This is a genomic window from Rhodococcus sp. R1101, assembly GCF_000278445.1.
In the GTDB taxonomy this organism is placed as follows: Bacteria; Actinomycetota; Actinomycetes; order Mycobacteriales; family Mycobacteriaceae; genus Rhodococcus; species Rhodococcus gordoniae.
The window spans coordinates 1-19757 of record NZ_AJVB01000002.1 but is presented as its reverse complement, the minus strand read 5'-3'; the positions used below and the strand labels follow the sequence as shown (position 1 = coordinate 19757).

Genomic DNA, 19757 nt, shown 5'->3' with positions numbered 1-19757 from the left:
CCGTGTGCCCGCAGAGGCACCGACACTTACGGAGAATCATGAAGAAGACCATGTTCGGCACTGCGATCGCCGCAACGGCCCTGCTCGCCGCCGCCTGCGGGTCCGACACCGGCACCACCGACTCGGCCGAGGCCGTCGTCGTGTCCGAGGCCTGGGTCAAGGCCTCCGACGCCGGGATGACCGGCGCCTTCGCCGAGATCGAGAACACCGGCAGCAGTGACGTGCACATCGTCGGCGCGTCCAGTCCTGCATCCGCCACCACGGAACTGCACGAGATGGTGTCGTCCGACGGCGCCTCGATGGTGATGCAGGAGATGGGGGACGGGCTCGTCATCCCCGCGGACACCGTGCACACCCTCGCGCCCGGCGGCGACCACCTCATGCTCATGGACCTCGTGGAGCCTCTGCGACCCGGGAGCACGGTGACCTTCACCCTCGAGTTCGCAGACGGATCGACCGAGGAGTTCACGGCCCAGGTCCGCGACTTCGCCGGGGCACAGGAGGAGTACGTGCCGTCCCACGACGGGGCAGCCCACGATGGCTAGGTTCACTCGACGCACCCTGCTCGGTGGCGGTGTTGCCGCGCTGGGTGCGGCCGGGCTCGGTGCGGTCGGCGGTGGCACAGCGGTCGCGTCCCGTGCGCCCGAACCGAGGGGCTCGCAGACCGTCGAGATCCACGGTGCCCATCAGGCGGGTATCGACACCCCCGCGCAGTCGTTCGTGTCGTTCGTGGCACTGGACCTCGCCGACGGTGTCGATCGTGACGGGCTCGTCGGGATCATGCGGGTGTGGGCCGAGGATTCGCGGCGACTCACCACCGGGACGCCGGCGCTGGGCGACACCGAGCCCGAACTCGCCGTCGACCCGGCCCGTCTGACGGTCACGGTCGGCTACGGTCCCGCGGTCTTCGCCGCTGCGGGCCTGACCGACCGGCGACCGGTGTGGCTGAAGCCGCTGCCGGCCTTCCCGATCGACCGGCTGGAGGAGCGATGGTCCGGCGGTGACCTGCTGGTGCAGGTCTGCGCAGACGACCCGGTGACCGTCTCGCACGCTGTGCGCACACTCACCAGGAGCGTGCGATCGCTGGCGACGGTCCGGTGGATCCAGCGCGGATTCCGGCGTGCGGCCGGTACGCGGCCCGACGGGACGACGATGCGCAACCTCATGGGACAGGTCGACGGCACCGTCAATCCCGTGCCGCGCAGCCCGGACTTCGACCGGCAGGTGTGGAATCCCGGCGACCCGCCGTGGATGGCCGGTGGCACCTCGCTCGTGCTGCGCCGGATCCGCATGGAACTCGACACGTGGGACGAGCTGGACCGTCCGGCTCGCGAACTCGCGCTCGGCCGGCGACTGTCGAACGGCGCTCCGCTGACGGGTTCGGAGGAACACGACGACGCCGATTTCGAGGCCACCGACCGGTTCGGTATCCCGGTGATCCCACCGGAATCGCACGTCGCGCGGGCACGTCCCCGCACCGGCGACGAGCAGTTCCTGCGACGCGGCTACAACTACGACGATCAGGACGGCGCCGGTCTGTTGTTCGCCGCCTATCAGGTGGACGTGGACCGTCAGTTCGTCCCGGTGCAGCAGCGCCTCGCCGAGCACGACGCGCTGAATCCGTGGATCACGCCGATCGGATCGGCGGTCTTTCTCGTCCCTCCGGGATTCGGTCCGGAGGGGTATCCCGGCGACACTCTGCTGGGTGTCTGAGGCAAGACCGCGACGTATGTGGAATCGAGGTCTAGCCTCGAGGGTGTGACCGAGATTACACAGATACGTCAGGGTTTCGCGTCGCTGCGGGAAGGCGGCCTGAACTGGGACGCCTTCCCGCTCCGGCTCTTCGCGAAGGGCAACGCAGCGCACTGGGATCCGATGGACATCGACTTCTCCCACGACGCCGAGGACTGGGCGTCGCTCAACTCGGAACAACGCCGCAGTTCGACCTACCTGGTCGCGTTGTTCGTCGCCGGCGAGGAGGCCGTCACGCAGGACATCCTTCCGTTCCTCCGCGCCATGGAAGCGGAGGGCCGGTTGGGTGACGAGATGTACCTGACCCAGTTCTGCTACGAGGAGGCCAAGCACGTGCAGGTGTTCCGTCGCTGGATGGACACCGTGGGACTGACGTCCGACCTGCACCCGTTCGTTGCCGAGAATCCCTACTACCGGCGGCTGTTCTACGAGGAGCTGCCGCACAGCCTGCGCGTGCTCGATCGAGATCCGTCCCCGGCCAATCAGGTCCGCGCGAGTGTCACCTACAACCACGTCATCGAGGGCAGTCTCGCGCTGACGGGCTACTACGCGTGGCAGAAGGTGTGCACCAAGTACGGGATCCTGCCGGGCATGCAGGAGATCATCCGGCGGATCGGCTCCGACGAGCGCCGGCACATGGCGTGGGGGACCTTCACCTGCCGACGGCATGTGGCAGCGGACGACTCGAACTGGAACGTCGTGTTGCAGCGGATGGAGGAGTTGCTTCCCCTCGCGACCGGCATGATCCAGTGGCAGAACGAGCAGTTCGACGAACAGCCCTACGGTCTCGACAACGACGAGTTCATCTCCTATGCGGCCGACCGGGCACAGAGACGGCTCGGCGCAATAGAATCCGCGCGCGGACGTCCGCTGGAGGAGATCGATCTCGATTTCGCTCCCGCCGTGCTCGAGGACCGTTTCGGGGACGAGGACGCCGCCGCGCTCGCTGCGGTTCCCGCTCCCGACCGCACCCCGGCGGACTGAGCGGGGTCGATCGGAGACAGGGGATCGATCAGAGCAGCATGCCGGCGAGGATCGCGATCAGCACGAGAACGGCGACCACCCCGATGACGACCGTTCTCGTGTTGCCGGTGTTCTCGTCCGCGGTACCCGTGGTGAGCACCGGAACGGGTGCGGCCTCCTTCTTCGCTGCTCCGCGGTTCTCGGCGGTGCTCTCGGCCCCGAGACGTCTCTCCTCGAGTTCGCGTAGCCGAGCGAAACCGCCGGTGAGCACGTCGGTTTCGTCGTAGGAGGGCGGAAGTCCGATCCGGGTCTTGTTGGTCTCGCGTGCCGGCGTGAATCCGGCCGCGAGGATCGCGGCGCCGAGCGCCGCCGTCTGTTCCGGGCCCGGCCCGACGAGGCTGCGTACCGTGAGCTTCATGGCGAGGCTGTTCGCGATCTCCTGGATGTGGGTGCGATCGCGTGCGACGAGACCGTCGCCCATGACGACGACGGCCTCGAGATTGTCCGGTATCCAGCCGAACGATCCGAGGGCCGTGGCGAGTTGGGCCGCCGGGGACGGAGCGCCCTGAGCGGGAGTGCGGTAGGCCTTGCCGGCGGGCACGCCCGAGCGTACGAGGGTGACCGTCGAACCGCCGTCGTCGAGATGGAAGACCCCCACGAGTTGGCCTGGGGTCTCGGAGATCTCGGAGGCGTACCAGGCAGCGGCCGCCTGCGCGTCGGACACGAGATCCACGTGCCGCAGATCCGCGTAGTCCAGGGCGGCACGCAAGGTCGCGATGGTGTCCGGATCCCAGTGCGACGGGTAGGTGGCGGCGTAGCCGGGATCGCTGTCCCGGTCCATGCCGCCGAAGGTCGGCAACGGGTGGCACTCCCGCAACAGGCAGTGGATGGCGGTGGCCATCGCGTCCTCGGCGCGGTACATGCGACCGTCGCTCGCGGTGATGCCCGAGGCGTCGCCGACCCGGGTGAGGAACCCCGCGATCGTGCGTGCTTCGTCCCCGTGCGCCACGCTGCCGAGCGACGTGGTGCCGTCGTGGTCGACGTGCAGGACGGTGTCGCGGGCGAGGACGACAGGGTCGGGAGTGCCGGGTTCGTTGGATGCGATGACCGCCGTGGACACGACTCGCCCGATCCGGAGGCCGACACCGATCGCCATGTCTTCCCTTCCTCGAGAGGCTGTCCGCCCGTCGTGCTGCCGAGGACCCGACCCGTTGCGGGTAGGCCGGACAAATACACCGCTTCGGGCGCGAAGAACGATTGTGGCAGACCGGCCGGAAAGTGCCGACCCTACTTGCGGGTAGGTACGTGTTACAGTCCGTACCACCGTGACGAGGGACACATGGTGCCGGTGTGTCCAGGGGGAGGAACAACATGGTGGGGCGTGCTCGGACATGGATCACCGCGGCGGTGACGACGATCGTCCTCGCGGGTGGGCTTCTCGGAACCGCGACGACCGCAGGAGCCGAGACGGATTTCTACCTCCCACCCGACCTGTTGCCGGCGGGCGCTCCCGGCGACGTCCTGCGCACAGCACCGTCCGATCTGGCGCTGCGCGTGCCGGTCGCCGACGGCGTCTTCCCCGGTCAGGGCACCACGCTCCTGTATCGCAGCAACGATGCGAAGGGCGCACCCAACGCGGTGAGCGGCACCTACATCGAGCCGTCGACCCCGTGGAGCGGTCCCGGCGACCGTCCGCTCGTCGCGTTGGCCGTCGGCACCCACGGTCAGGGTGACCAGTGTGCGCCGTCGAGAAATCTCGGGGCGCTCGTCAATTACAACCCACCGCTCGACCTCTTCACCGAGTACGAGGTGCTGTCGATCAACGCGTTGCTGTTGCGGGGCATCGCCGTGGTCGTCACCGACTACGACGGTCTCGGTACGCCGGGGCACCACACCTACGTCAACCGGGCCGCTGAGGCGCACGCGGTCCTCGACTCGGTGCGTGCGGCGCTGAAACTCGAGAACGCCTCGGTGACCGAGAACAGCCCGGTCGGCCTGTTCGGCTACTCGCAGGGTGGCGGCGCATCGGGCGCGGCGGCCGAGCTCGCTCCCGAGTACGCCCCCGAACTGAACCTCGCCGGTGCCTACGTGGGTGCTCCGCCTGCCGATCTCGTGGCCACGCTGAAGCAGATCGACGGCACGCTGCTCACCGGTGCGATCGGTTACACGATCAACGGTCTGGGCGAGGCGTACCCGGAACTGCGCGACGAGATCGACGCAGAGATCGGGGATCGTGGCCGGCAGATGCTCGCGGCCGTGGCGAACCAGTGCGTCCCGGAGACGGTGGCGAACTTCGCGTTCCAGCGCACCGGCGACTACACGCGTACGGGCGAGCCCCTCGACATCGTGCTCGGCCGCCTCCCCGAGGTCCGGAAGATCCTCGAGGAACAGCGCATCGGCAAGCGCACTCCGGCCGTGCCCGTCCTGCTGCAGCACGGTACGCAGGACGACACCGTTCCCTACGGTCAAGGCAGGGAGCTGGCGCTGGACTGGTGCGACAAGGGCGCGACGGTGCAGTTCCTGCCCAACACGACGCCGCCCGTCCTTCCCGGCTTCGTCATCAACCACGCGGTGCCGATGATCGCCGGGCTGCCCGAATCCGTCGCGTACATCGAGGCGCGACTGCGTGGTGAGCCCGCACCGTCCAACTGCGGAACCTTCTGACGCTCCGGCCGATTCGCGGCCGATCCGGCCCGTACTCCCTCCCGGGGGTGCGGGCCGGATCCGTACGAGGGGTCTACACCGAGTGGCGGGTGTCGATGATCCGGCGCGCGACGTTCGTCTCCGACGACGGGCCCGGTTCCCAGCGGGCGATCCACGGGCCGGTGCCCTCGCTCGGATCGAGCACACCGCGCTCGAGCCACTCGTATCTGCCCTCGAGAACGCCGGCCGCGGTGTGCCGGTCCTCGGAATCGGTGTTCGTCCACAGGGCGTCGAACAATCTGTCCACCCGCAGCCGCGACTGCCGGCAGAAGGTGTCGGCCAGTTCGAAGGCCGCGTCGGCTCCGGGATGCCCGTCGACGCGTTGCCGTTCGGCGCGTACACACACGGCGGTCGCGGCGAACAGCTCGGCTCCGATGTCGACGATCCGTCCGAGGAAGTTCTCCCGCTTCTCGAGTCCGGCCTGCCAGCGGGCCATCCCGTAGAAGGTCGAGCGGGCCAACTTGCGCGAACTGCGTTCGATGTATCGAAGATGTGCTGCGAGGGAACCGAATTCGCTGTAGGTCCGCGGTAACTGTCCCTTGCCGGCGACCAGCTTCGGCAGCCACCGGGCGTAGAACCCGCTCGCCCGTACCGCGGCCTGGGCCTTGGCCTTACCCGTCGAGTCGGGGTCGGCGAGTTCGCCGGCGGCGCGCAGATGAGCGTCGACCGCCTCGCGGGCGACGAGCAGACGCATGATCTCGCTCGACCCTTCGAAGATGCGGTTGATCCGCAGGTCGCGGACGAGTTGTTCTGCGGGAACGGCTCGCTCACCGCGCGCCGCGAGCGACTCGGCGGTCTCGTAACCGCGGCCCCCGCGGATTTGCACGAGTTCGTCGGCGATAACACAGCCCATCTCGCTCGCCCACAGTTTCGCCAGTGCGGCCTCGATGCGGATGTCGTTGCGCTGCTCGTCGTTCATCTGTCCCGACAGTTCCACGACGGACTCGAGCGCGTAGGTGGTTGCGGCGATGAACGAGATCTTCGCGGCGACGGCCTCGTGCTCACCGACGGGCCTACCCCACTGGACCCGCGCCGACGACCATTCACGAGCGATCTTCAGCGCCCACTTCCCGCCGCCGGCGCACATCGCGGGAATGGCGAGCCGGCCGGCATTGAGCGTCGTCAGCGCGATCTTCAGACCGTCTCCTTCGCGCCCGATGAGGTTCTCCTTCGGGACCCGCACCGCGTGCAGCCGGGTCACGCCGTTCTCGATACCGCGCAACCCCATGAAGGCGTTGCGGCGTTCGACGGTGATGCCGGGGGAGTCCGCTTCGACGACGAATGCGGAAATCCCTCCGCGGTGCCCCTCGCTCTTCGGTACGCGTGCCATGACGACGAGCAGTTCCGCGACCACCCCGTTGGTGGTCCACAGCTTGACGCCCTCGAGTTCGTAGGCGTTCCCGTCCTCGATCGGGGTGGCGGTGGACGCGAGTCGGGCAGGGTCGGAACCGACGTCGGGCTCGGTGAGCAGAAAGGCCGAGAGGGCGCCGCGCGCGCATCGCGGCAGGAAGCGTTGCTTCTGTTCGGGGGTGCCGGCGAGTTTCAGCGGTTCCGGCACACCGATCGACTGATGCGCCGACAACAGTGCACCGAGGGTGGGATGTACCCCGGCGACCACGGTGAGCGCCCGGTTGTAGGCGACCTGCGACAGGCCGAGGCCACCGTATTCCTCGGGGATCTTCATGCCGAAGCAGCCGAGTCCGGCCAGTTCGCGCACGTACTCGTCGGGTACCCGCGAGTCGCGCTCGATGCGGGCGCCGTCCATCGAGCGGCACACCGCGCGGAGCCGGGTGAGGAACTCCTCGGTGCGGGCGTCCTCGTCGGGCGTCGGACGTGGGAAGGGATGGACGAGGTCGAGGGTGAGACGCCCGAGGAACAGTTCCTTCGCGAAGGACGGCTTGTTCCATTCGGTTTCGCGGGCCTGCTCGGCCACTTCTCGGGCCTGCCGCTCGGTGACCTGTGGGGTTCGGACATCGGCGCTGTCTGCCATGACTGCCTCCGGGTCGCGTGCCTACTGGTGAGTATGCACCCGGATGTGTCCCTTATCACAGCTTCCGGAAAGTCGATCATGAAGCCAGGGGGTGTGAACGAGATCACCGCCCGGGAGAGGGTCCGGGACGTGCCGGCTCTTCCGGACACGCCTACGCTCGAACCGTCATCGACGACGCGCCCGCCCGTTACTCACCGGTCCCATCACGGATCGGAACGGAGGTGGCCATGGAATTCCTGGCCTTCGTCCCCGTCCTATTCGCTGTGCCGACGGTGTTCTACTTCGCGGCCCGTCTCATCGTCGACTACGAGATCCGTTCGGCGGAACGACAATTCGGGCAGACGGACGAGGTCTCGGCGGGTCCCGGCGGTCAGTCGCCCGACGCGTCGGTGGTCCCCGGCGACTCCACCGTGCCGGTCGTCGCCTCCGGCGACTCCGCCGGCCGCACGCGCGGCGGTTCCGGAGCGATCGGAGGGTGGGCCGGCCTGCGTCGCCGGTAGAGCACGACCCCTCCGGCTGCGGCGACGGCCACCACCCCCGCGATGACGAGACCGGTCCGCCTACCCCTGCGCTCGCGTCTCGCGGCCGACTTCGTGGCGCACCGCGCGGCCGCGGCGTGTCGTGTTGCCGTGAGCAGTCCGCCCGCGACGTCCAGACCCTTGCGGGCCGCGAACAGTCCGGCGGCACTCGAACCCTGTGCGAGCGCGACAGCACCCTCGCCGGCCACACGGAGAGCACCTGCAAGATCGCCGGATTCGTCGTGGCGCCGCACGAATGCCGGAAGCCACACGGTGTCGGTGTCGGCATGAATCAGCTTGCTCATGCGTCCACTCTTCCATACGGTCCAGGCCTTGTGGCTGTGACCGGAGAGCGTGTCCTGCGCGGCCTGTCCTGCTCGGGAGGCGGGCAATGGCACCATGGGGGAGTGACTTCACCGCATCAGACAGCAACGGCCACGCTCCACACCAACCGCGGCGACATCGTGATTGCCCTCTTCGGCAACCACGCTCCCAAGACGGTCGAGAACTTCGTCGGCCTCGCCGAGGGCACCAAGGAGTACAAGACCCAGAACGCCAAGGGCGAGACCAGCGGCCCGTTCTACGACGGCGCGGTCTTCCACCGCGTCATCGACGGCTTCATGATCCAGGGCGGCGACCCCACCGGCACCGGCCGCGGCGGCCCGGGCTACCAGTTCGCCGACGAATTCCACCCCGAGCTGCAGTTCGACCGCGGCTACCTGCTCGCGATGGCGAACGCCGGCCCGGGCACCAACGGCTCGCAGTTCTTCATCACCGTCGGCCCGACCCCGCATCTCAACCGCCGCCACACCATCTTCGGTGAGGTCGTCGATGCCGACTCGAAGAAGGTCGTCGACGCGATCGCCACCACCGCCACCGACCGCGCGGACCGCCCGGTCGACGACGTCGTGATCAACAGCATCACCATCGCCTGAGAGAGTTCCCATGACGAACCCCGGCTGGGGCTCCGTGCCCGAGGGTGGTGGCCCGCAGCCCCAGCCGCGGTGCGTTCGCCACCCCGACCGTCCCACCCTTCTCGCCTGTTCCCGGTGCGGCCGGCCCTCGTGCCCCGAGTGCCTGCGCGACGCGTCTGTCGGACAGCACTGTGTGGACTGCGTCGCCGCAGCCGAACGGTCGGTGCCGCGGGCCCGCACGATCGCCGGTGCGCCCGTCCGTTCGGATCGGCCGTCGCCGATCGTGACGTACGTGCTCATCGCCCTGAACGTGCTCGTCTTCGGCATCACCGCCGCGCAGTCGGCGAGCGTGCTGAACAACGAGCAGGGTTCTGCGCTGTTCCTCGACTGGGCGCTGTGGCCGCCCCTCATCGCCGCGCAGGACGAGTACATCCGGATCCTCGGCAGCGGTTTCCTGCACTTCGGTCCGATGCATCTGGCCGTCAACATGTTCGCTCTGTGGGTGATCGGCCGCGACACCGAACTCGTGCTCGGACGCGTCCGCTACCTCTCGGTCTATCTCGTGTCGATCCTCGGCGGATCCGCCGCAGTGCTGTTCATGGAGACCGGTGCGGTCACGGCCGGTGCGTCGGGAGCGGTCTTCGGTCTGCTCGGGGCACAGGCCGTCATCCTGCTGCGTCTGCGCCGGAGCCCGGCACCCGTGCTCACCATCGTGGGCCTCAACGTGATCATCAGCATCACGATCCCGGGTATCTCGCTGTGGGGTCACCTGGGAGGTCTCGTCGCCGGTGCCGCCGCGACCGCGGCCCTGTTGTACGCCCCGCAGTATCTCGGCGCCGGCAACGACCGGGAACGCATCGTGCGCACCGGATGGATCGCGCTGGTCGCCGTCGTCGTGGTGACGCTGGTCGCGATCGTGTTCGCCGTGCTGCGGCTACGCGCTCAGTTGGGCGTCTGATCGGGCGCCAGATCGCGCACCGCGAGGGCCGCGTGCACGGTCCTCGGGTCGCTGCCCAGATCCCACCGGCCGAAGATCATCAGGCTCTCGGTGCCCGTCGCGGGGTCGACCGTGTCGATCTCGAGCATCGGCACGCGCCGCCCGAACCGCGGGTATTCGACGATCCGCACGCGGTGCAGGGCCGCGCGCGGGAACTCGCGACGACCCGTCAGCCGCATCGTCGCGATACCCGCTCCTCCCGGTAGCACCTCGAGACGCGGACGCTGCCGCAGTGCGAGCGCGACCGTCCCGAGGACGAGCATCGCCGCGAAACCCACCAGCACGCGACCGGCCGCGTCGGGAACCGCGACTACCGCCGTGACGGCGAGGGCGATACCGGCGGCCGACAGGGCCGCGATCGCGGCGGGCGGGGTCGACCATCGCAACGGTGTGTCGTCGGGCATGCGCGTCCTCTTCAGCGTCCTCGTGCGGGGCCGATCATCGGGTTGTGCACAGTGTTATCCCCAGGTGGGGATGAATAACATCGGTGTAACCCGTGCGGGTGGGGTCAGCGCCATCTCATCGTCATGATCAGGCCGACGACCATGAACCCGAAGCCGATCAGGAAGTTCCAGGCTCCGAGATCGTTCATCCAGGCGATCTGCTCGGCCGCGAGGTAGTACACGACCAGCCACAACAGTCCGATGACCATCAGGCCGAGCATCACCGTCACGTACAACGCGCTCGACGGCCCGGCCTTGACCTTCACCGGTGTGCGGCTCACGGTCCGGGTCGCGGAGACGTCCTTCTTGCGAACCTTCGACTTGGGCATGATGTCCTCGTTCTCACGACTCCATCCGTCGCATACGGATGGAGTGGTCGGTCGGCTACCTGTCGAGATCACGCTAACGTAAGGCCAGGATCGGAGGTACGACGTGTCGGAACGACGACTGCGCGCACCCGTGTGGGGTGTCGCGACCCTCGTCGTCTGCCTCGTGGCCGGTCTGCTCGTGGGCACCACCCGCGGAGTGTCCGACGGCGACGAACTGCGCGCCGGCGACTCCCCGCGACTGTCCGATCTGGTCCGCGCCGCGCAGGAGAAGGCCGACGAACTGGCCGCCACACGCGACGATCTCGCGGCCCGCATCGACGAACTCCAGAACCGCGCCGCCGTGACGGACGAGGACGTCGCCGCGGTACTCGACGACCTGTCGGCGATCGAGGACCCGGCCGGGCTCGTGGCCCGGCGAGGCCCGGGCGTGACCGTGACCCTCACCGACGCACCCCGCGACGCGAACGGGCGGTATCCGTCCGGTGCGTCGCCCGACGATCTCGTCGTGCACCAGCAGGACGTGCAGAGCGTGCTCAACGCGATGTGGGCCGGCGGTGCCGAGGCCGTGGCCATGCAGGACCAGCGGATCGTCGCGACGTCCGCGCCTCGCTGTATCGGCAACACGTTGCTGCTGCACGGACGTACCTACTCGCCGCCCTATGTCGTCACCGCACTGGGCGACCCGGCGCGGCTGCAGGCCGCCCTCGATGCCGAACCCGGTATCCGCATCTACAAGCAGTACGCGGCTCGCTATCAACTCGGTTACGGGCAGCAGGTGTCGAACGACCTGTCGGTTCCCGCCTACACCGGCGGTTCGTCCGCGCGCTGAGCGGTGCACGGGCGGGTCGCCCGATTGGGATACCGGGCGGGTCGCCCGATTCGGATACCGGGCGGGTCGCCCGATTGGGATACCGGGCGGGTCGCCCGATTCGGGCCACTGAGTACCCTCGTCTCATGCGCATTCTCGTCGTCGACAACTACGACAGCTTCGTCTTCAACCTGGTCCAGTATCTGGGTCAGCTCGGAACGACTGCCGACGTGTGGCGCAACGACGACGCGCAGCTCACCGCACCGGGTGCTCTCACGCGGGTCGCGAGCGAGTACGACGGCATCCTGCTCAGCCCCGGCCCGGGCACCCCCGAACGGGCCGGGGTGAGCATCGACCTGGTCAAGGCATGCGCCGACACCGGCACTCCGCTGCTCGGTGTGTGCCTCGGCCACCAGTCCATCGGCGTCGCGTTCGGCGCGACCGTCGACCGCGCCCCCGAACTGCTGCACGGCAAGACCAGCCTGGTCCGCCACACCGGTGCGGGTGTGCTCGCCGGCCTGCCGAACCCGTTCACCGCGACCCGCTACCACTCGCTGACCGTGCTGCCCGAGACGATGCCCGCCGAGCTGGAGCCGACCGGCCATACGGAGACCGGGATCGTCATGGCCCTGCGTCACGCCGAGCTGCCGATCCACGGTGTGCAGTTCCATCCGGAGTCGGTGCTCACGCAGGGCGGTCACCGGATGCTCGCGAACTGGCTCACGGTCTGCGGTGAAGCCCCCGACGAGGCGCTCGTCGCCCGGCTCGAGGCGCAGATGGCCCGCGCCCTCGACGGTGGAGCCGCCTGAGCATCCCCGTTCGACGAGAAAGGCGCCGATCCCTTCGAGGACCGGCGCCTTTCGTGATTCACGAGCCGCTCAGCGGATACCGAGCACACCCACTCCCACGGAGATGGGCTGGTTCTTCGAGATCTCCGAACCCGGCGGCTGGGCCTGCGTGATCACTGTGCCGACGAGATCGACGTCGAGCGTCGCCTCCCGTGTCTGCTGGAGCTGGGAGGCGTTGCCCGTCCAGCCGGCGCTGCGCAGGGCGGTCAGCGCGTCGGAAACCGAGCGGTTGGTGATGACGGGCATCTCGATGCGGTCGCCGTTGGACACCCGCACGGTCACCGTCGAGCCCTGTTCGGTGGAGGCGCCACCGGCGGGGCTCGTCGACACGACGGTGCCCTCGGTCTCGCTGGAGTCGATCTGCTCGACGACCACCGTGAAGCCGGCACCTTCGATGTTGTCGCTCGCCACCTCGACGGTCTGGCCCACCACATTGGGGACGCGCACCAGTTCGGGGCCGGATCCCAGGGTGACGGTGATCGGGCTGTCGCGGTCGACACTCGCGCCTGCGCCGGGGCTCTGGTCGACGACGAGATCCTCGTCGGCGGCGGCCGACGGAGCGCGGCCGACATTCGGGTCGAGCCGCAGACCGACGGCGGACAGCTCCTGGGCTGCGCGTTCCTGCGTCATCCCTTCGAGCCGCGGAATCTGCACCTGCTCCGGTCCGCTCGACACCTCGAGCGTCACGGTCGAGCCTTCCTCGGCCTGGCTTCCGGGCACGGGACGGGTGTTGATGACGTTGCCCTTCGCGACCACCGGATCGCTCTTCTGCTGGATCGAGACCCGGAAGCCGGCGTTCTGCAGCCGGCTCTCGGCGACCTCGGCGGGGACGTTGCGGACGTCGGGAACCGCGACCTGGGCGGCCGTCGAACCGGGTCCGAGCGACCACAGGAAGACACCGACCACGCCGACGACCGCCACCGCGGCGATCCCGAGCAGCACCTTCTTGAGAACCGAACCACCACCGGACTCGTCGGCGGGTGCTCCGGCCGCACCGGCGGGCGCGACGCGGTTGTACCGGCCGGGGTTGTTGTCGGCGGAGTCGAGCAGCGTGGTGCGGTCCTCGTCGGTCATCACCATCGGCGCGCTCGGACGCTGTCCGCTCAGCACGCGGATCAGGTCGCTGCGCATCTCCGCGGCCGACTGGTAGCGGTTCGCGGGGTTCTTCGCCATCGCTTTGAGGATCACCGAGTCGAGCTCGGGCGGCACGGACGAATTCACCGACGACGGCAGGGGCGGATCCTCCCGCACATGCTGGTAGGCCACCGCGACGGGCGAGTCGCCCTTGAACGGAGGTTCGCCGGTGAGGATCTCGAACAGGACGCAGCCCACCGAGTAGACGTCCGACCGGGCGTCGACCTGCTCACCGCGTGCCTGCTCGGGCGAGAGGTACTGCGCGGTGCCGATCACCGCGGCCGTCTGCGTCATCGGACTCGCGGCGTCGGAGATGGCACGGGCGATGCCGAAGTCCATGACCTTCACCGCCCCGGCCTTGTTGATCATGACGTTGGCCGGCTTCACGTCGCGGTGCACGATCATGTTGCGGTGGCTGAAGTCCAGGGCCGCGCACACGTCGGCGATGACCTCCATCGCCCGCTTGGGGGTCATCGGTCCGTCGGCGCGCACGAGGTCGCGCAGCGTGTCGCCCTCGACGTACTCCATGACGATGTAGGGCAGCGGTCCGGCCTCGGTCTCGGCCTCACCGGTGTCGTAGACGGCGACGATCGCCGGATGGTTCAGTGCAGCAGCGTTCTGCGCCTCGCGTCGGAAACGCAGGTAGAACGTAGGGTCGCGTGCAAGATCGGCACGTAACACCTTGATGGCCACATCCCGGCCGAGCCGCAGATCCCGCGCGAGATGCACCTCGGACATACCGCCGAAGCCGAGGATCTCACCCAGCTCGTAGCGGGAGGAGAGCTTGCGGGGTGTGGTCATGACGTTCCTTGGTTGTTCGTACCGTTGCTGGTTGCGGATGAATTGTCGTCCCCTCCACCTGCGGCCTCGGGGTCGGTCTCGCTGCCGCCGCCACCCTCCGTGCCGCCCGTTCCGCCGTTGCCGCCACCCGTGGCCTCCGTGGGGGTGGTCGTCGTCGCGGTGGTCGTCGGCTCCGCCGTGGTGGTGGGCTGTGTGGTCGTGGGTGGCACGGTCGTCGGCTCCACCGTGGTCGTCGGCGGCACCGTCGTGGTCGGCGTCGGGGTGGGGACGAAGGTCTCCGTCTCGACGGGCGGTGGCAACGGCACGAACGTCGTCGTGGTGGTCTGCGGCGGCCGGGTCGTCGTGGTGGTGGTCGCGCGGGTCGTGGTGAGCTGTGTCGTCGGCGACGGGGCGCGTGCGGGTTCTTCGTCGTCGCCGCCGAACAGCACGATGCCCAGGGTCACGAGGGCGAGCACGACGGCCGCACCCGCGGCCCAGGCCAGCGCGGTGGGGCTCGGCATACGCCGACCGCGGTCGTCGGCGGGCATACCCGAGGTCGGCGGACCCATCACCGGCGGGCGTCCGGCGGTGGGCGGTTGCGCGGAGCGCGGCACCGACGAGTACGCGGTCTGGTCGTACTGCTGGGTCGGATGCAGTGCACGGGTCGCGGAGGTCGGGGCCGTGGTCCCGGGAACGCCGGGCGGAAGAACCCGGTTGGCGCTGGTCACGGGCGGCACGTTGCCGGGCGGCGGCACGGGCCGGCCCGAGCGCACCGCGGCGACGGCGTTCGCGAACTCGCCACCGTTCGCGTAGCGGTAGGCGGGGTCCTTCGACATCGCGATCTCGATGAGTTCGCGCACCTCGGCCGGAAGATCCGTCGGCAGGGGTGCCGGGGTCTCCTGGACGTGCTTCATCGCGACCGTCACGACGCTGTCGCCGAGGAACGGACGCCGGCCCGACAGCACCTCGTAGCCGACGACGCCCAGCGAGTAGACGTCGCTCGCGGACGTGGCCTCCTGGCCCAATGCCTGCTCGGGCGCGATGTACTGCGCGGTGCCCATCACCATGCCGGTGCGGGTGACCGGGGAGGCATCGACCGCCTTCGCGATACCGAAGTCGGTGATCTTCACCTGGCCGGTCGGGGTGATGAGGATGTTGCCCGGCTTGACGTCGCGGTGGACCACGCCGGCGTTGTGTGCCGCCTGCAGCGCACGTCCGGTCTGCTCCAGCATGTCGAGCGCATGCGGCAGCGACAGGCGCCCCAGCCGGGACAGGACGGCGTTGAGCGGCTCGCCGTGCACCAGCTCCATCACCAGATAGGCGATGGACTGGCCTTCGGCGTCGGTGGTCTCGCCGTAGTCGAACACCCCGGCGATACCGGGATGGTTGAGCTGTGCGGTGGTGCGCGCCTCGAACCGGAACCGGGCGAGGAAGTCCTCGTCGCCGGACAACTCGGCCTTGAGGACCTTCACCGCGACCCGCCGGTCGAGCCGGGTGTCGAGTCCTTCCCACACCTGACCCATTCCGCCGGTCGCGATGAGCCGCTGGAGACGGTAACGGTCGGCGATCATGGCGCCGCTGCTCAGAGCCATGTCAGCCTCCCTGTAATCCGGCCGAGATGACGGCCCGGCCGATCGGGGCGGCCACCGAGCCGCCGGTCGCGGCGAGAGCTCGGTCGCCGCCGTCCTCCACGAGCACCGCCACGGCGATGCGGGGTTGTTGTGCGGGTGCGAACGCGATGTACCAGGTGTGCGGCGGGGTGTTCCGCGGATCGTTGCCGTGCTCCGCGGTGCCCGTCTTCGACGCGATCTGCACACCCTGGATCGCACCGCCGCCACCGGCGTTGTTCTCGGCGCCGATCATCAGGTCGGTGAGGGTCGCGGAGACCTCCGGCGAGATGGCCTGACCGAGCGACTCGGGTTTGGTCTCCGCGAGTACCGACAGATCGGGGCCCTGGCGCCGGTCCACGAGATACGGCTTCATGCGGACACCACCGTTGGCGATCGTCGCGGCGATCGACGCGTTCTGCAGCGGAGTGAGCGCCACGTCGCGCTGACCGATGCTCGACTGGCCGAGCGCCGCACCGTCCGGGATGGGGCCGACGGTGCTCGGCGCGACGGGCAACGGGATGTCGAGGGTCTCCCCGATGCCGAGCTTCTCCGCCTGGCCGACGAGGGCCTCACGTCCGTCGTCGATACCCATCTCGACGAAGGCCGTGTTGCACGACCGCGCGAACGCCTCCCGCAACGTCACCGTCGGTGCGCCACCGCACGCCGCCCCGCCGTAGTTCTCGAGGGTGGTCGCGGTGTCGGGCAGGGTGATCTGCGGTGCCGCGGTGAACTGCGTGTCGGGGGTGACCCCGTTCTCGAGCGCGGCCGCGGTCACCACGACCTTGAACGTCGAGCCCGGAGGATAGGTCTGGGAGATCGCGCGGTTGAGCATCGGCTTGTCGGGATCGGCGTTCAGCTCGTCCCAGGCCTGGGAGGTCGCGGCGCCGTCGTGCCCCGACAGGCGGTTGGGGTCGTAGCTCGGGGTGCTCACCATCGCGAGGATCCTGCCGGTGCTCGGCTCGATCGCGACCACCGAACCCGTGTAACCCTTCGCGGTCAGCTCGTCGTAGGCCACCTGCTGCACCACCGGGTCGATCGTCGACACGACGTTGCCGCCGCGCGGGTTGCGACCCGACACCAGGTCGAACAGGCGACGGCCGAACAGCAGGCTGTCGGAACCGTTGAGCAGCGAGTCCTCGGACCGCTCGAGTCCGGTGCTGCCGTACTGCATCGAGTAGAAGCCCGTCACGGGCGCGTAGGCCAGCGGACTCATCGGCTGGGTCGGCGGTGCCGGGTATTCGCGCAGGTACTTGTAGCGGCTGTCGGTGGGCACCGACACCGCGAGAGCCTGCCCGGCCGCGGCGATCTGTCCGCGCTGACGGGAGTACTCGTCGATCAGCACACGCGAGTTGCGCGGATCGGTGCGGAGATCGTCGGCCTTGATGACCTGCACGTAGGTGGCGTTTGCGAGCAACGCGACGACCATGAACATCACGGCCATCGCGACCTTGCGGAGCGGACCGTTCATTCGCGCCCCATCATTTCGGTCCGGGCCTCGGCGATGGGCGTGGGTGCCTTCTTGCGGGGGATCGCGGGTTGGCGGGCAGCGTGCGAGATCTTCATCAGCAGAGCCAGGAGCAGATAGTTTGCGAGCAGAGACGAGCCACCGTAGGACACGAACGGTGTGGTCAGACCGGTCAGGGGAATCAACTTCGTGACCCCGCCGACCACCACGAACAGCTGGACGGCGAGGGTGAACGACAGGCCGGCGGCGAGCAGCTTGCCGAAGCTGTCGCGCACCGCCAGCGCCGTACGCATGCCGCGGACGACGAGGATCAGGAACAGCAGCAGGATGGCGGCGAGACCGATCAGGCCCAGCTCCTCACCGATCGCCGCGACGACGAAGTCGGTCTTCGCGAACGGCACCTGCCCCGGCCGTCCGCTGCCCAGGCCGGTGCCGGCGACTCCGCCGGTTGCGAGACCGAACAGGGACTGGGAGATCTGGTAGCCGGTGTTGTTGTAGTCGGCGAGCGGATCGAGCCACGTCTCCACACGCACCCGCACGTGGCCGAACATCTGGTACGCCGCGTAGAAACCGACGGCGAGCAGCGAGAACCCGATGATCAGCCAGCCGACGCGTTCGGTCGCGATGTAGAGCATCACCAGTACGGTGGTGAACAGCAGCAACGACGTGCCGAGATCCTTCTCGAAGACCATCACGCCGATCGAGATGATCCAGGCCGCCAGGATCGGGCCGAGATCGCGGGCCCGGGGGAAATCCATGCCGAGGAAGTGCTTGCCCGCCGTGGTGAACAGATCGCGTTTCGCCACGAGGACCGACGCGAAGAAGATGATCAGCAGGATCTTCGCGAACTCACCGGGCTGGATGCTGAAACCGGGCAGCCGGATCCAGATCTTCGCGCCGTTGACCTCGGAGAAGCGGCTCGGCAGCAGGGCCGGGATCGCGAGTGCCACCAGGCCGACGAGGCCGAGCGTGTAGCTGAAGCGCGCGAGCAGCCGGTAGTCGTGCAGGAACACGAGGACGACGATGAACAATCCGATACCGAGCGCCGTCCACAGCACCTGCTGCGTCGCATCGGGCGACGGTGGCGGCAGACCCATGTAGCGGGCGTTCTCCTGATCGGACAGATCGAGCCGGTGGATGAGCACGAGCCCGAGACCATTGAGCAGCGCGACGATCGGCAGCAGCAGGGGATCGGCGTACTTCGCGAAGCGCCGGACCGCGAGGTGCGCGGCGAGGAACAGCGCCGCGAACGTCACCCCGTACTTGAGCAGGTCGAGGGTGAGCGCCTGCTCCATCGAGACCTCGACGAGCATCAGCGACACCGTCGTCACACCGATGGCCGCGACGATCAGGGCCAGTTCGGTGTTGCGCCGGGTCGACTGGACCGGAGCCGGGGCGAAACCTCCCGGAGGACTCGGGAAGGCCCCCACACCATGGGACACCGACATCAGGCGCCCACCCTGCAGTTCTGACCGGGGATCTGGGGCGCGGGTTCGGGAGCCGGTTCCGTGTTCGGAGCGGGTTCGCCGGGGGCCGGCTCCCCCGGGAGCGGCGCCCCGGGTTGCGACGCCGGTGCGGGCTCACCCGGTTGCGGTGCGGGCTCGCCGGGCGCCGGAGGCTGCACCGCAGGTGTCTCGGTGGGCGGAGTGCCGTTCGGTCCGGGCGCCGGCGTCGGCTCTCCCGGGCCCGGGGCGGGCCCGCCGGGGGCGGGTGCGGGTTCCTCCGGAGTACACACCGGCAGCAGATCCAGCTCCGCGAGCCGCTGCATCTGCTCGCGGGTGTCGTCGAGCGAACCCGACGGAAGGCCGGCACGGACCTGCTCGCGAGCGGCGGGCCACAGGTCGTCGACGAGCATCACCCGGCACGACGCGCTGTTCGGGTCGACGAGCGTGAGGTCGCCCTCGTCGGTGATGCACCCGACGCGCGCCGCCTCCTGCAGCGAGTAGCCGAAGACGTCGCCGGGGATACCGCGCAGCACGGTCACGCGACCGTCGTCGGCGCCGACGTAGTAGTTGTTGCGGATCAACTGCCGGCCGACGAACAGGCCGCCGACCAGCACCGCGATCACCACGACGGCGGCGACCGGCCACCACAGGCGACTGCGCTTCTTCTTCGGCGCCGGCTCCGGGGCCTTGTTGATGACCCGCTTGGGGGTGGCGCGCGGTGGCCGCATCGCGGCGGCACGACCGGCCGCGGTGTTCGGCGGGGGAGTGTCCTCGTCGTCCGCCGATGCGGCACCGGCGACGATGGGATGCGACTGGCCGTAGTCGAGATCGATGACGTCGGCGACGACGACGGTGACGTTGTCGGGGCCGCCGCTGCGCAGTGCCAGCTCGATGAGCCGGTCGGCGCACTCGTCGTGCGTGCCCTGCCGCATGGTGTCGGCGATCGTCTCGTCGCTGACGACGTCGGACAGACCGTCGGAGCACACGAGGTAGCGGTCGCCGGCGCGGGCCTCGCGCACGGTGAGGGTGGGTTCGACCTCGCTGCCGGTCAGCGCCCG

General features: G+C 69.1%; 18 protein-coding genes. 8 read left to right on the top strand and 10 right to left on the bottom strand.

Annotation, left to right across the window (positions count from 1 at the left end):
* Positions 1 to 38: 38 nt before the first annotated feature.
* From R1101_RS0100365 to R1101_RS0100355, 3 genes are read left to right on the top strand one after another with little or no spacing between them, the layout of a single operon-like run.
* A complete protein-coding gene (locus R1101_RS0100365; RefSeq protein ID WP_016931507.1) occupies positions 39 to 545 on the top strand; it encodes a copper chaperone PCu(A)C in 507 nt (168 codons plus the stop codon).
* Entirely contained in the window at positions 538 to 1713 is a 1176-nt protein-coding gene (locus R1101_RS0100360; protein ID WP_016931506.1) for a Dyp-type peroxidase, read from the top strand. Before R1101_RS0100365 ends, R1101_RS0100360 begins: the two co-directional genes overlap by 8 nt.
* Before the next feature lie 45 nt (positions 1714 to 1758).
* Entirely contained in the window at positions 1759 to 2736 is a 978-nt protein-coding gene (locus R1101_RS0100355) for a R2-like ligand-binding oxidase (protein ID WP_016931505.1), read from the top strand.
* 28 nt (positions 2737 to 2764) lie between these two features.
* Here the strand turns inward: R1101_RS0100355 and R1101_RS0100350 are convergent, their stop codons facing one another.
* On the bottom strand, positions 2765 to 3871 hold the full coding sequence (locus tag R1101_RS0100350; protein ID WP_026002732.1) for a hypothetical protein: 1107 nt from the start codon (positions 3869 to 3871) through the stop codon (positions 2765 to 2767).
* Positions 3872 to 4086: 215 nt separating this feature from the next.
* Between R1101_RS0100350 and R1101_RS0100345 the strand changes: the two genes are divergently transcribed.
* Complete coding sequence (locus tag R1101_RS0100345) at positions 4087 to 5379, top strand: lipase family protein (protein ID WP_016931504.1); 1293 nt, start codon at positions 4087 to 4089, stop codon at positions 5377 to 5379.
* Positions 5380 to 5452: 73 nt separating this feature from the next.
* On the opposite strand, the gene R1101_RS0100340 is transcribed toward R1101_RS0100345, so the two are convergent.
* A complete protein-coding gene (locus tag R1101_RS0100340) occupies positions 5453 to 7408 on the bottom strand; it encodes an acyl-CoA dehydrogenase family protein (RefSeq protein WP_026002731.1) in 1956 nt (651 codons plus the stop codon).
* Between the two features lie 370 nt (positions 7409 to 7778).
* A complete protein-coding gene (locus R1101_RS0100335) occupies positions 7779 to 8231 on the bottom strand; it encodes a hypothetical protein (RefSeq protein ID WP_016931502.1) in 453 nt (150 codons plus the stop codon).
* 102 nt (positions 8232 to 8333) lie between these two features.
* Here R1101_RS0100335 and R1101_RS0100330 point away from each other — a divergent pair, with 102 nt between their 5' ends.
* Together R1101_RS0100330 and R1101_RS0100325 are read left to right on the top strand one after the other, a co-directional pair.
* Positions 8334 to 8861, top strand: coding sequence for a peptidylprolyl isomerase (locus R1101_RS0100330; RefSeq protein WP_016931501.1), 528 nt, complete (start codon positions 8334 to 8336; stop codon positions 8859 to 8861).
* Positions 8862 to 8871: 10 nt separating this feature from the next.
* Entirely contained in the window at positions 8872 to 9798 is a 927-nt protein-coding gene (locus R1101_RS0100325; protein ID WP_026002730.1) for a rhomboid family intramembrane serine protease, read from the top strand.
* Here R1101_RS0100325 and R1101_RS0100320 read toward each other — a convergent pair.
* Positions 9783 to 10241, bottom strand: coding sequence for a PH domain-containing protein (locus tag R1101_RS0100320; RefSeq protein WP_016931499.1), 459 nt, complete (start codon positions 10239 to 10241; stop codon positions 9783 to 9785). The genes R1101_RS0100325 and R1101_RS0100320 overlap by 16 nt on opposite strands.
* A 104-nt stretch (positions 10242 to 10345) precedes the next feature.
* Positions 10346 to 10609, bottom strand: a complete 264-nt coding sequence (gene crgA, locus R1101_RS0100315; protein ID WP_016931498.1) for a cell division protein CrgA — start codon at positions 10607 to 10609, stop codon at positions 10346 to 10348.
* Between the two features lie 103 nt (positions 10610 to 10712).
* Between crgA and R1101_RS0100310 the strand changes: the two genes are divergently transcribed.
* Both R1101_RS0100310 and R1101_RS0100305 read left to right on the top strand, forming a co-directional pair.
* Positions 10713 to 11438 carry a DUF881 domain-containing protein gene (locus R1101_RS0100310; protein WP_016931497.1) on the top strand — a complete coding sequence of 242 codons (726 nt, stop codon included), beginning with the start codon at positions 10713 to 10715 and terminating at the stop codon, positions 11436 to 11438.
* A gap of 125 nt (positions 11439 to 11563) precedes the next feature.
* The gene (locus tag R1101_RS0100305; RefSeq protein ID WP_016931496.1) at positions 11564 to 12226 is read left to right on the top strand and encodes an aminodeoxychorismate/anthranilate synthase component II; all 663 of its coding nucleotides are present in this window, start codon (positions 11564 to 11566) and stop codon (positions 12224 to 12226) included.
* Positions 12227 to 12295: 69 nt separating this feature from the next.
* On the opposite strand, the gene pknB is transcribed toward R1101_RS0100305, so the two are convergent.
* The 5 genes from pknB to R1101_RS25590 form a co-directional block, all read right to left on the bottom strand.
* A complete protein-coding gene (gene pknB / locus R1101_RS0100300; RefSeq protein ID WP_016931495.1) occupies positions 12296 to 14200 on the bottom strand; it encodes a Stk1 family PASTA domain-containing Ser/Thr kinase in 1905 nt (634 codons plus the stop codon).
* A complete protein-coding gene (locus R1101_RS0100295; protein WP_016931494.1) occupies positions 14197 to 15771 on the bottom strand; it encodes a serine/threonine-protein kinase in 1575 nt (524 codons plus the stop codon). The genes pknB and R1101_RS0100295 overlap by 4 nt, the downstream gene beginning before the upstream one ends.
* A 1-nt stretch (position 15772) precedes the next feature.
* Positions 15773 to 17257: a peptidoglycan D,D-transpeptidase FtsI family protein gene (locus R1101_RS0100290; protein ID WP_016931493.1), complete on the bottom strand. Its 1485-nt coding sequence runs from the start codon at positions 17255 to 17257 to the stop codon at positions 15773 to 15775.
* Entirely contained in the window at positions 17254 to 18702 is a 1449-nt protein-coding gene (locus tag R1101_RS0100285) for an FtsW/RodA/SpoVE family cell cycle protein (protein ID WP_026002729.1), read from the bottom strand. The genes R1101_RS0100290 and R1101_RS0100285 overlap by 4 nt, the downstream gene beginning before the upstream one ends.
* Positions 18702 to 19757: PP2C family protein-serine/threonine phosphatase (locus tag R1101_RS25590; RefSeq protein WP_016931491.1), on the bottom strand; the 1056-nt coding region annotated here is incomplete at its 5' end. The genes R1101_RS25590 and R1101_RS0100285, both read right to left, overlap by 1 nt.